The 12,131-nt window shown below is 59.1% G+C and carries 11 protein-coding genes and 1 tRNA gene; 4 read left to right on the top strand and 8 right to left on the bottom strand.

Annotation, left to right across the window (positions count from 1 at the left end; translation table 11 throughout):
* Position 1 precedes the first annotated feature (1 nt).
* The 3 genes from KHU30_RS02085 to KHU30_RS02075 all read right to left on the bottom strand — a co-directional run bounded on the left by KHU30_RS02085 (position 2) and on the right by KHU30_RS02075 (position 2,713).
* Positions 2-892, bottom strand: a complete 891-nt coding sequence (locus tag KHU30_RS02085; protein ID WP_211440985.1) for a branched-chain amino acid ABC transporter permease — start codon at positions 890-892, stop codon at positions 2-4.
* 149 nt (positions 893-1,041) lie between these two features.
* Positions 1,042-2,199 (bottom strand): ABC transporter substrate-binding protein, encoded by a 1,158-nt coding sequence (locus KHU30_RS02080; RefSeq protein ID WP_211440984.1) that lies wholly within the window; start codon positions 2,197-2,199, stop codon positions 1,042-1,044.
* Positions 2,200-2,509: 310 nt separating this feature from the next.
* Complete coding sequence (locus KHU30_RS02075; protein ID WP_014005790.1) at positions 2,510-2,713, bottom strand: cold-shock protein; 204 nt, start codon at positions 2,711-2,713, stop codon at positions 2,510-2,512.
* Between the two features lie 348 nt (positions 2,714-3,061).
* Between KHU30_RS02075 and KHU30_RS02070 the strand changes: the two genes are divergently transcribed.
* The 3 genes from KHU30_RS02070 (at position 3,062) to KHU30_RS02060 (ending at position 7,259) form a co-directional block, all read left to right on the top strand.
* Positions 3,062-4,645, top strand: coding sequence for an ABC transporter substrate-binding protein (locus KHU30_RS02070; RefSeq protein ID WP_211440983.1), 1,584 nt, complete (start codon positions 3,062-3,064; stop codon positions 4,643-4,645).
* Between the two features lie 98 nt (positions 4,646-4,743).
* Positions 4,744-6,042, top strand: coding sequence for an MFS transporter (locus KHU30_RS02065; protein WP_211440982.1), 1,299 nt, complete (start codon positions 4,744-4,746; stop codon positions 6,040-6,042).
* Between the two features lie 167 nt (positions 6,043-6,209).
* Positions 6,210-7,259 carry an NADP(H)-dependent aldo-keto reductase gene (locus tag KHU30_RS02060; RefSeq protein ID WP_211440981.1) on the top strand — a complete coding sequence of 350 codons (1,050 nt, stop codon included), beginning with the start codon at positions 6,210-6,212 and terminating at the stop codon, positions 7,257-7,259.
* 46 nt (positions 7,260-7,305) lie between these two features.
* Here the strand turns inward: KHU30_RS02060 and KHU30_RS02055 are convergent, their stop codons facing one another.
* The 5 genes from KHU30_RS02055 to KHU30_RS02035 all read right to left on the bottom strand — a co-directional run bounded on the left by KHU30_RS02055 (position 7,306) and on the right by KHU30_RS02035 (position 11,740).
* Positions 7,306-8,325 carry a bile acid:sodium symporter family protein gene (locus KHU30_RS02055; RefSeq protein WP_211440980.1) on the bottom strand — a complete coding sequence of 340 codons (1,020 nt, stop codon included), beginning with the start codon at positions 8,323-8,325 and terminating at the stop codon, positions 7,306-7,308.
* A 176-nt stretch (positions 8,326-8,501) separates the two neighbouring features.
* Positions 8,502-9,854 carry a 4Fe-4S binding protein gene (locus tag KHU30_RS02050; protein WP_211442163.1) on the bottom strand — a complete coding sequence of 451 codons (1,353 nt, stop codon included), beginning with the start codon at positions 9,852-9,854 and terminating at the stop codon, positions 8,502-8,504.
* A 53-nt stretch (positions 9,855-9,907) separates the two neighbouring features.
* On the bottom strand, positions 9,908-10,735 hold the full coding sequence (locus tag KHU30_RS02045) for an FTR1 family iron permease (RefSeq protein ID WP_211440979.1): 828 nt from the start codon (positions 10,733-10,735) through the stop codon (positions 9,908-9,910).
* A 93-nt stretch (positions 10,736-10,828) separates the two neighbouring features.
* Positions 10,829-11,164, bottom strand: a complete 336-nt coding sequence (locus tag KHU30_RS02040; RefSeq protein WP_211442162.1) for a cupredoxin domain-containing protein — start codon at positions 11,162-11,164, stop codon at positions 10,829-10,831.
* A gap of 33 nt (positions 11,165-11,197) precedes the next feature.
* The gene (locus tag KHU30_RS02035; protein WP_211440978.1) at positions 11,198-11,740 is read right to left on the bottom strand and encodes an iron transporter; all 543 of its coding nucleotides are present in this window, start codon (positions 11,738-11,740) and stop codon (positions 11,198-11,200) included.
* 289 nt (positions 11,741-12,029) lie between these two features.
* Here KHU30_RS02035 and KHU30_RS02030 point away from each other — a divergent pair.
* Positions 12,030-12,106 (top strand) — tRNA-Arg (locus tag KHU30_RS02030).
* Positions 12,107-12,131 lie beyond the last annotated feature (25 nt).

The raw sequence follows: 12,131 nt of genomic DNA, 5'->3' as shown, positions 1-12,131 counted from the left end.
TTCACACCTTCTTGATGGCAGTCTTGCCGAACAGTCCGGCCGGCTTGATCGCCAGCACCAGCAACAGCAGCACCAGGCCAGGCACTTCCTTGTAGCCGGTCGAAATATAGAATCCGGTCAGGGTCTCGGCAACGCCCAGGATCAGGCCGCCGACAATCGCCCCCATGCCGGATGTGAGGCCGCCGATGATCGCCACAGCGAACGCCTTGAGGCCGAGCGAGGTGCCCATGGTTGCCCCGGTCAGCGTCAGCGGCGCCACCAGCACGCCGGCAAAAGCCGCCGTGGCCGACGACAGCGCATAGGAAAAGGTGATCACCATGCTGGTGTTGATGCCCATCAGGCCAGCCGCATCGCGGTCGTTCGAGGTGGCCACCACCGCCTTGCCGTAAATCGATTTGCGATTGAACATTTCCACCGCCAGCATCATCGCCAGCGCGCCCAGCACCACCACGATCTGCATCGGCTGCACATTGGCGCCCAGCACCTGGAACGGCGTCGCCGACAGCGGCGTAGGAAAGGTCAGGTCGTCCTTGCCCCAGATGTTCTCCGCGACATTCTTGAAGATGATCGCCAGCGCGATGGTCGACATGATCCAGCCGAATTCGGACTTGATCTTGAGCGCCGGCCGCACCCCTATCCATTCCACCACCATGCCCTGCAGCGCACCGAACACGATCACCACCGGAATCATCAGCCAGTAGTTCAGGTACGGGCCGCCGTGGATGTTGCCGACCAGGCTGAGGCCGACCAGCGCGCCCAGCATCAAGGCTTCGCCCTGGCCGAAATTAAGGGTGCCGGAAGTGGCGAACGTGAGTTGATAACCAAAAGCGATCACCGCGTAGATCATGCCTAGCGCGATGCCGCTGAAGACGAGTTGCAGCAGAATTTCCATGATATGGGTCCAAGAGACTGCAATAGCCACGATATGGCAAAACGGCGCTGCCGTCTGACGAAACAAATCCAGCCTGTATACCTGCGCAGGCTGGACCGATGTCGCTTAAACGGATGTTTGGCGGGCGCGTAACCAGCGCCCGCCTCCTATTACTTGGCTAATACCACCCGGCCATTCTTGACCTCGCCGATCACCACCATGGCCGGCTTGATCGCTTCGTGGTCGTCATGGCTATATGGCTTGGTGTAGCTGGTGACCACGCCGTCCACGGTGCCGTTCAGGTTTTCCAGGGCCTCGCGCACTTTGACGCCGTCGGTGCTGCCGGCCTGCTTGATTGCCGCAGCCAGCAGATAGAGCGAATCATAGCCTTGCGCAGCTGACACGGGAGACGGCATGCGGTCGATCTTGTAGGCTTTCTGATAGGCTTCGATGAAGGCCTTGCGCTTGGCCGTGTTGCCATCCTGGATGAAGGTTTGCGGCATGCGCGCGCCGTCGCCGTTCTTGCCGGCGTTATCGATGAAATTCCCCATCGACAAAGTCCAGCTGCCGATGAGAGGCACTTTCCAGTTGAGTTTTTCCATGCCGTTGGCGATCTGCGCCAATTCGGGGCCGATGCCGTAAGTCAGCACCACTTCCGCGCCGCCCTGCTTGGCCTTCAGCAGCTGCGCCGTCATGTCGACGTCTTTCAGGTTGTATTTTTCAACGGCCACCGGCTTGATGCCTTTGGCGGCCAGGGCGCGTTCCAGGTCCTCGCGGCCGAGCTGGCCGTAGTTGGTGGAGTCAGCCAGGATCGCTACCTTGCTATGCTTCTGCCGCACTACCGCTTCGTCGACAATCATCGCCGATTGGATGGTGTCGTTGGCCGAGGTGCGGAAGACGTAATTATCTTTCTGGGCCGGCGCCACGAACTGCTTGGTGATGATGCTGCCGGTAGCGACGTTGTTGATGACCGGGATCTTGGCTTCCTGGTAGAAGCGCTGCGACGCCAGGGCGACGCCGGTATTGATGAAGCCGACCGTGCCGACCACTTTTTCCTTGTTGATCAGCTCTTGTGCAACCTGCACGCCGCGTTCATTCTTCGCTTCGTCGTCGCGCTCGACCAGTTGCAGCTGCCGGCCCAGCACGCCGCCGTGGGCATTGATGTCGGCTACCGCCAGCTTGACGCCGTCGCGCATGGAAACACCCATCGGCGCGGAACCGCCGGTGAAAGGACCGCTCACGCCGATCTTGATCGGTTCCGCCGCCACGCCAGCCAGCGACCAGCTAATCAGCGCTGCCGCCACACACGCTTTGCTTATGGTGTTCATGCATTCTCCTCTGTATTTTTATAAGACAAGTATCGGCATGCACAAATACCGAAGTACTCGATTAACGTAAAACCCCACCCAGCTTACTGTAAAAAAAAGTTATCTGTATACAGCAGACTTCTCCAGCATTTCAGGCCACCCTTACAGCTTCCTGACAGCAGCCTTCCTTTACGTTCTTATGGCAAATATATAGAGTATGTCGCGCGGCGCATCTACCCGCATTACGGCGCGCCGCCTGCATTTGCTGCAGACGAAAAAAATCCCCGGCGAGCCGGGGATTTTTGCGATGCTGATTCAGCGACTAATTAAATTAGATAGCTTGAATGTTCGAAGCTTGCTTACCCTTTGGGCCAGCAGTAACTTCGAAAGAAACACGTTGGTTCTCTTGCAGCGACTTGAAGCCGGAAGAATTGATTGCGGAGAAGTGCGCGAACAGATCTTCACCACCTTCGTCAGGAGTAATAAAACCAAAACCCTTCGAATCATTGAACCACTTTACGATACCAGTTGCCATTACATTTCCTATTTCAGTTAAGTTGGGCTGTCGCCCGTTAGATCGTTTGAAGCAAGAAAGAAATGACAGACTAATACTGCACTACTAGCTCGAATCTTAAACGATGCGCCATTATAACCGATAATTTTATTAAAAGCACCGGCCGGGCAAATAATTATTGCATCGGAAGAAAGAGTTGCCTTTTCGACTGCCCGCCGTCGCCTTCTGCGCTCCTTCCCCCGCCGCTTCTGCGCAAAGCGTATATAACTAAAACACATAACAAAAAGAAATTATTATGTTTTGATAATTATATGCCCGGTCATAGAATGGGAGTCAGTCTTATTTACCTCACACCGATTGGGAGATCGCATGTTTCAGCTTTCCAGAAAGAAAGTACTCGTCCTGGCTTTCGCCGGCCTGAGCGCCCTGGCCTCTTTGAATCCCGCAGCCAGCTACGCCGCAGATCTGAAGATCGGATTATATGCCGATGTCTCTACCCTGGATCCGCATTTCAACAATATCGCGCCGAATATCTCGCTTTCTTCGCATCTGTTCGATGCCCTGGTGAATGTTGATGCCAACGGCCAGCTGATTCCCGGTTTGGCGACGTCCTGGAAAGCCATCGATCCGCTGACCTGGGAGTTCAAGCTGCGGCATGGCGTCAAGTTCAGCGACGGCTCCGAGCTGACCGCGGAAGATGTTGTATTTTCGCTGGACCGGCCCGCCACCCTGACCACCAGCCCCGGCCCGTTCACCAGTTACACCAAGCAGATTATCGGCAAGCAGGTGGTCGATCCATATACAGTGCGCCTGAAAACCGCCACTCCTTACGGCCCGCTTGCGCTGGATGTCAGCACGATTTTCATCGTTTCCAAGAAAGCCGCGCAAAACGCCACGACCGAAGACTTCAACAGCGGCAAGGCGCTGGTCGGCACCGGCCCCTTCAAATTCGCCAGCTTCAAGCGCGGCGACAGTATCGAGCTGGTGCGCAACGATGCCTACTGGGGCGAGAAACCGGCCTGGGACAAAGTTACCTTCCGCATCCTGACGTCTGACGGCGCTCGCCTGGCCGCCCTGCTGGCGGGTGAAGTCGACGCTATCGAAAACGTGCCGCCTGCCGACCTGGCCAAGCTGAAGACCAATCCGAAATTCACGCTGGCGCAAAAAATCTCCTGGCGCACCATTTTCTGGACCCTGGACCAGTCGCGCGACAAGTCGCCCGACATCACCGACAAGAACGGCAAGCCGCTGGACAAGAACCCCTTGAAAGACGTGCGCGTGCGGCAAGCGATTTCCAAGGCCATCAACCGCCAGGCGCTGGTCGAACGAACGCTGGAAGGACTGGCGGTACCGGCATCGAACATCATCGCGCCAGGCATCCTGGGCTACGCCGATGCGCTCAAGGTGGAAAAATACGATCCGGAAGGCGCCAAGAAACTGCTGGCGGCAGCGGGTTATCCGACCGGCTTCGGCATTACGCTGCACGGCCCCAACAACCGCTACATCAACGATGAGCGCGTTGTACAGACGGTGGCGCAGTTCCTCAACCGGGTCGGCATCCAGGCCAAGGTTGAGACGCTGCCGCTGGCAGTCTATTTCGGCAAGGCGCGCGCCGGCGACTATAGCGCGGCCTTGCTGGGCTGGGGCACGCTGGCTGGCGATTTCGGCCTGCGCACCTTGCTCGGCACCACCAATCCCGACACCGGCTGGGGTTCCTGGAACTGGGGCAAGTACAGCAATCCGAAACTCGACCAGCTGGTGCAATCCTCGCTCGCTTCCGTCGACCAGAAGCAGCGCCAGGATTTTGCCCGCCAGGGCGCCGTGGTTGCACTCAGCGATTACGCTGTGATTCCGCTCTATCATCAGTACGCCACCTGGGCGCTGCGCAAAGGCTTGAAATACACGCCACGCACGGATGAGTTCACCTTTGCCTATCAGTTCCGTCCCGAATAGCCACATGCCACAAAAAAGCCGCTGAAGTTAGCGGCTTTTTTTACGGGATCGGCATATCCTATGGCCTCGCCCTGCTTCCCCGACACTGCCGCTGCATAATGACCGCCCCAGCTCCCACGCCCCCCGCCCCCGAAACCGAATCCGTCCTGCGCCATCGCCCCTTTACCCTGTTCTGGGGCGCCCGCGTTGCCTCCACCCTCGCCAACCAGATGCAGATTGTCGCTGTCGGCTGGCAGGTATATCAGCTCACCCATAGCGCTTTCGACCTCGGCATGGTCGGCCTGGTGCAATTTCTGCCGGCCCTGGTGCTGGCGCTGGTGGTCGGCCATGTCGCCGACCGCTACGACCGCCGCAAGATTGCCCGCATCTGCCTGTTCATCGAAGGCCTGGCTGCCGCCGCGCTGGCCATCGGCAGTTACCATGGCTGGCTGACCAAGGAAGTCATCTTTGCCATCGTGTTCGTGATCGGCGCCACCCGCGCCTTTGAGTCGCCCACCTTGCAGGCGCTGGTGCCGGGACTGGTGCCGCCGCGCCTGCTGCCGCGCGCGATCGCCTGGTCGGCATCGGCCACGCAAACCGCGGTGATCATCGGCCCGGCGCTGGGCGGTTTCATTTATGTACTGGGACCATGCGCGGTGTATGCCAGCAGCAGCACCCTGTTCCTGGCGGCCAGCCTGCTGGTGGCGCTGATCCGCATCGAAAGCGTGTTGCCGCGGCGCGAACCCGCCACCGTCAAATCCGTGCTGGCGGGGATTGCCTTCATCAAAAGCAGGCCGGCCATCCTGGGCGCGATTTCGCTAGACTTGTTCGCAGTCCTGCTGGGTGGCGCCACTGCCTTGCTGCCGATCTATGCGCACGACATCCTGGCCACCGGCCCGCTCGGCCTCGGCCTGCTGCGTTCGGCGCCGGCGGTCGGCGCTTTGTCCATGGCCATTTTCCTGGCGCGCAAGCCCTTGAGCCGCAAGGTCGGCCGCAGCATGTTTACTGCTGTCGCCATCTTCGGCCTGGCGACGGTGGTGTTTGCGCTGTCGCGCTCGTTTGCCTTGTCGCTGGCGGCATTGGTGGTGCTCGGCGCTTCCGACATGATCAGCGTGGTGGTGCGCTCTTCGTTTGTGCAACTGGAAACGCCAGACCATATGCGCGGCCGCGTCAGCGCCGTCAATTCTGTGTTCATCGGCACCTCCAACCAGCTGGGCGAATTCGAATCCGGCGTGACGGCGGCCTGGCTGGGACCGGTGCAAGCGGTGGTGCTGGGCGGCGTCGGCACCATCATTGTGGTGCTGCTGTGGATACGGCTGTTTCCTACCTTGTTCAAGCTTGACCGGCTGGCCGATCCGCACCTGCCGGCAGCCGGCAAAAGCGATGCGCCGGCCGCCGGCACAGCCAAGGCCGGCTGATCCCGGCTGGCCAGGAGCAGCAGCCGAACCCGCTTGCGGCTATACTCACTATCCTCTTTAAAACATGGCGCGGTTACGCTCAACGGCCATCGATGCGGGCAGGCAAGCCGTCCTGCATTTTCATACCGCATTCCATACTCATCCGGCCCGCAGCAAAGGAAACATCAATGCAATATCATGAACTGGGACACAGCAATCTGAAAGTCAGCCTGATAACACTAGGCACCATGACCTGGGGCGAACAAAACAGCGAAGCCGAAGCGCATGCGCAGATCGAGCTGGCGCTGGCGCACGGCGTCAACCTGATCGACACCGCCGAAATGTACCCGGTGCCGCCGCGCGCCGAGACCCAGGGCTTGACCGAACGGTATGTCGGCAGCTGGCTGAAAAAATCCGGCAAGCGCGACCAGGTGATGATCGCCACCAAAGCCACCGGACCTGCCCGCAAGCCGCACAATCCACGCCACGTGCGCGGCGGCATCAACAATTTCGACCGCAAAGGACTGACTGAAGCCCTCAACGGCAGCCTGGAACGGCTGCAGACGGACTATGTCGACCTGTACCAGCTGCACTGGCCGGACCGCAGCGTCAACTGCTTCGGCACGCTGAACTACAACCACATTGCCGATGAAGATACGGTGCCGATCGAAGAAACGCTGACCATCCTGGCCGACTTCATCAAGGCTGGCAAGGTGCGCCATATCGGGATATCGAATGAAACACCGTGGGGCATCGCGCAGTTCCTGCGAGCTTCGGAAAAATTCGACCTGCCGCGCGTAGTCAGCATCCAGAATCCGTACAGCCTGCTGAACCGTACTTTCGAGATCGGCCATTCGGAGTTTTCTTACCGCGAACAAGTCGGCCTGCTGGCCTATTCGCCGCTCGCCTTTGGCGTGCTGTCTGGGAAATACCTGGATGGAGCACGCCCTGCCGGCGGCCGCTTGACTTTGTTCGAACGCTTCAGCCGCTACACCAATCCGCAAGTCAACCGGGTCGTTGGCGACTATGTAGCGCTGGCGAAAAAGCACAACCTGGATCCGGCGCAAATGGCGCTGGCTTTCGTCAACAGCCGCGGCTTCCTGACCAGCAACATCATCGGCGCCACCACGCGGGAGCAACTGCAAAGCAACCTGGACAGCGTCAACCTGATGCTGGATGAAGAGATCCTGCGCGAGATCGAGGCGATTCATTCGCGTCAGCCCAACCCCGCTCCCTAAGCCTGCTGTCCGGGTGGGCCGAAGTCCAGCCCATCCGGACGGGCGATCAATCTTCCGGACTGACGTCCGGCCAGACCGGCCCCGGGGCGCCGGCCACGATCTCTACCGGCCGGCTGGCGTAGCGCCTGGCCAGTACCGCGCACACCATCAGCTGAATCTGGTGAAACAGCATCAGCGGCAAAACGATCATGCCCACGGTATGTCCGGCAAACAGGACTTTCGCCATCGGCACGCCGCTCGCCAGGCTTTTCTTCGATCCGCAAAAGACAATGGTGATCTCGTCTTCCTTGTTGAAACCCATGCGCCGGCTGGCGAAGGTGGCGATGCTCAGCATCACGAACAGCAGCAACGACACTACCAACATCAGGCCCAGCAGGGAAACCGGCGGCAACTGCTGCCACAAGCCCTGCACTACCGCTTCGCTAAAGGCCGTATACACCACCAGCAGGATCGAACCCTGGTCCACGATCTTCAAGATGATCTTGTGCTTTTCGATCCAGCCGCTGATCCAGCGCCGCGCGATCTGGCCGGCGACAAACGGCACCAGCAGCTGCAGCACGATATTCATGATGGAATCGAAAGAGCCCTTGCCCTGGCCGTGCGCCACCACCACCAGCCCGACCAGCACCGGCGTCAGGAAAATGCCCAGCAGGTTGGAAGCCGAAGCGCTGCAGACCGCCGCCGGCACATTGCCGCGCGCTACCGAAGTAAAAGCAATAGACGATTGCACGGTGGACGGCAAGGTGCATAAAAACAGGATGCCCAGATACAGATCAGGTGTGACCAGCGGCAGCAAGGCCGGCTTCAGCACCAGTCCGAGCAGCGGAAACAACACGAAAGTGGCGAGCAGCACCGTCAAGTGCAAGCGCCAGTGCAGCGCACCCTGCACCACCGCCTCGCGCGACAGCTTGGCGCCATGCAGGAAAAACAGCAGGCCGATGGCCAGCGTGGTGATCAGGTTGAAAGACTGCGCCACCTGGCCGCGGGCGGGAAAAAGACTGGCAATGAGAACGGTAGTCACCAGCAACAGCGTGAAGTTGTCGGGCAGGAAGCGGGGGCGAGCCATGATAATAGAAGGTCAGCTAAAGTTTAAAAGAGGCTTCCCGCCCGCAGCCGCGCTCCATGGACGGAAGGCAGCGCAGAAAATATGGACGGGACAACAATCTCATTTTACGCATTAACCGCGGCAAGCAACGGAGGATTTCCGTTTTCAGCGCATAACGATGGGGATGCGATGGGTATTTACCACAGCCAGAACATCAGCAGCCAGGCGAAATTGACCAGCCCCAGGCCAGCGATGACCGGCGCCATGCTCGCCAGCCGGCGTCCGAAAGACGCTGTGTAACGGCCGGTAACGCGCCACGCCAGCCAGACGCTCCACAAGGTGGTGGCGATCAGCAGGAGCGCACGCAAATCGTTGGCCCAGAATACCGGCAGATGTTCGCCGCGCAGCAGACTGATGGTGGTGGCCGACAAGCCGACAAACACGCCGCAGCCGGCCAGCGGAATGGTCGCTTGCACCAGATGGTTGAAGCGCTTGCGGTCCCAGCCGCCCAGCGCGCGGCTGCTCAGCGCGAACAGCAGGCTCAGCGCGCTGCCCAGCACCAGGCCGGTGGTCAGGATGTAGGCGATCACCAGGCCGCCGTCGAGCCAGCTGAAAACATCGTTCTGCGCCGGATAATTGGTAAACACCCACCACGGCGCATGCGTATCGAAAGGCCACATGATGTCGCGGTCGATCAGCCAGGTGGCAATGGCCTGCTTGATCTGCACAAACCAGGGACTGGCCGACCAGTGAAAAGCGCCGATGGCAATCCCCATCAGGCCATACAGCGCCAGGGCGCTTTCCCACAGGCTGTTTTGCTGCTCGCCATGGCGCACGATTTCCTCGGTCGGCGCGCGCCAGGTCAGCTCGATGGCGTCGCGGTGACCGCTGCAGCGGCCGCACATATGGCAATCGGCGGCGCCCTTCATAGCCCGCAACGGCAGCAGCGGCGCGCAGTTGACAGGAATCACGGTGCGCCCCTGCGTGTGGCTGTGGGTGCCATAAGAAGCGCGCCAGGCGGTTTCATTGACCTTGTAATGGAACGGCGCCAGCTTGGCCAGCAAGCCGAACACACCGTTCACCGGGCACAGATATTTGCACCAGACGCGCTTGTCGCGGCCATACAGATAGCCGACGATGATGGCGCCGACGGTGGAGCCGCCCAGCACCAGCAGCACCGCCTTGGGGTATTGATAGACGCTGACCATCTGGCCGTAAACCGTGGTCAGGGCAAAGGCCACGAAAGGCCAGCCGCCCCAGCGCATCCAATGCGGGATCGCCTTGCCGCGGCCGTGGCGGCTGGCGAATTCGGTCAAAGCCCCTTCCGGACACAGCACGCCGCACCAGACGCGCCCCATCAGCACCATGCTGATCAGCACGAACGGCCACCAGATGCCCCAGAAGGCAAACTGCGCGATCAGGGTCAGGTTCGACCAGATGTGCGCGGTCTCGTCCGGCAGCGGCAAAAAGATCGGCACCAGAATCAGGAAGCCGTAGACCAGCACAATCCCCCATTGCACCCAGCGAATCAGCTTCGCGTGGTCCCGCATCCAGTCAGCCGTGCGGGAAAGTCGTGTCGCCTGGGGAATTGCACAAGTAGTCATCAGATCGTTTTTGTTTTAGGACGGGCGCGTTTCAGGAACAGCAGGACACCGATCCAGTAAGCCGCATACACCAGCAAGCTCATCAGCGCAGGCTGTGCGCGATAGCCGGTCAGCGTGGATACCAGGTTGCCAAACTTGGTCGTATCATCGAGCAGGCGGGAGCTGTCCCAGACCGGATCGATCAGCGTCGGGATGATATCCAGCGACATCAGGCGCTCGATGCCGGTCAGCAGCAAGCCTGCAGCCAGGAACAACAAGATGATTTCGGTGACTTGAAAGAAGCGGCGCCAAGAGAAAATTCTACCACCGAGCTGCAGCAGATAGAAAGTCAGGAAGGCCAGCGCAAAGCCCAGCACTGCCGCCAAGATCATGGCGCCGGCGGTTTCGCCTTGCTGCGCCAGGCCGAGGCCGTACAGGAAAATCACGGTTTCGCTGCCCTCGCGCGCAATCGCCAATGCCGCCAGGGCGAATACGCCCCACCAGCTTGCCTGTTGCATGTTCTCGCTGAGCGAGGTTTCCATGTCGCGCTTAAGCGTACGGCCATGCTTTCGCATCCAGAACACCATCTGCACAATCAAGAAGGCCGCCAGGATCACCATCACGATCTGGAAGTAATCCTGTGCATCGCCCGACAGCAGTTCGCTAAAACCCAGCAGCGCTGCACCGAGGCCGATCGCGGCCAGGATGCCGACGCCGACGCCGCCCCACAGATAAGGCAGGCCGCGGCGCGCCGCGGCGCCGCCGTTCTTCAGCCACGCATGCAAAATACCCACCACCAGCAAAGCCTCGACGCTTTCGCGCCAGACAATGAATAATACCTGGCCCATTCCCAATCTCCAGTCAGTCGCGGCCGCGCCGTTCGGCACCGCCCCGCAAATATTTACAATGCAAACAATCGCAGCCTCTAGATATAGAGGCTCTTATTTGGCGACGATGACGCCCTGCGCGGTGGCATGGAAATCATCGAAAAACTTGTACTCGCCCGGCGACAGCGGCGCAATCACCACGAACGATTCCGCGCCCGGCGCCAGCACTTTTTCCTTGCGCAGCTGGACGCTTTCAAATTCCGCCGCCGACTTGCCGAGATTATGGATTTCGATTTTGATTTTTTTACCGGCCGGCACTTCGATCCGTGCCGGATTCAATACGCCATCCTTCATTTCCAACTTGAAGGTCGGCAAATCGGCGGCCATCGAAACCGCCGCCGCAAAGAATAAGCCGATACCCAGCAAGCCGCGCACTTTGGCAGACACCATGGTCATGCTCTCCGATCGAAAGTTCATGAGAGATTAATATCCGCCTTTTTTGCCGACGCCGGCGAAGGTGAATTCATTGACCACTTCAAACGGTTTGAACCAGGCGCCGACGCCGGTCTCCTTATCCACGTGACGGCCGAAGTGCGCGCCGGCATTGGCTGACGGCGGCGAGATGATCATCTTCAAGGTGTACTTGCCCGGCCCTGCCAGCTTGACGTTGTCGCCGTAATGCGGACCGTCGCTGGCCACCATCGGCATCATGTCGCCTTTGATCACCTGGTTCGAACCGGCTTTGGTGAATACGTAAGAGATGACCAGGTTCGGCATCCAGTCGCCTTCGGCAAAGCCGTTGGGATTGTTTTTGACTGCCCGGATATCCGCCTCGACATGGATGTCCGACAGCTCCGCCTTGCGCATCATGCCTTCCGGTTCCATCTTGATCGGCTGCAGGTAAACAGCGGCAATCTCCAGGCCGTTCATGATCTGCTGCTTGCCGATCGGGTACTCAGCCGCTGTCGCGGCGCCGGCAATACCAAGAGATAACGACACAGCTGCCGCAATTGCTTTTACCTTCATGTGATCAACCTTCTTTCGTAACGTAAACAACAAATGATAATGATTATTGTTTGATTATAGCACCGGGCGAATTTCCTCATTGCCCGGGCATCGCAGGCAAGCTTCAGCAAAAAAATAGCAATTAATTGCAGAAAAGGCTTCCCATTCTGCAATTGTTCAGGCATAGTAGCGGACTTGGTTGAGGGCAAGCAGAAAAAGAAGTTTAGCTCTGCAAGCGAAGCGAAATATGAAGTTTTTAAATATTTTCCTCTTCCAAAATAAACAAAGATCGTATATAATTTTGTTTTTCGCGGCTGTAGCTCAGCTGGATAGAGTACTTGGCTACGAACCAAGGGGTCGTGGGTTCGATTCCTGCCAGCCGCACCAGTAATTCAAAGGGTTGTGAGAGAAA

The sequence above is a fragment of the Collimonas humicola genome (genome assembly GCF_018304945.1).
Lineage (GTDB): Bacteria > Pseudomonadota > Gammaproteobacteria > Burkholderiales > Burkholderiaceae_D > Collimonas > Collimonas humicola.
The sequence above is the reverse complement of the archived record's forward strand: the minus strand, read 5'-3'. Positions and strand labels throughout refer to the sequence as shown.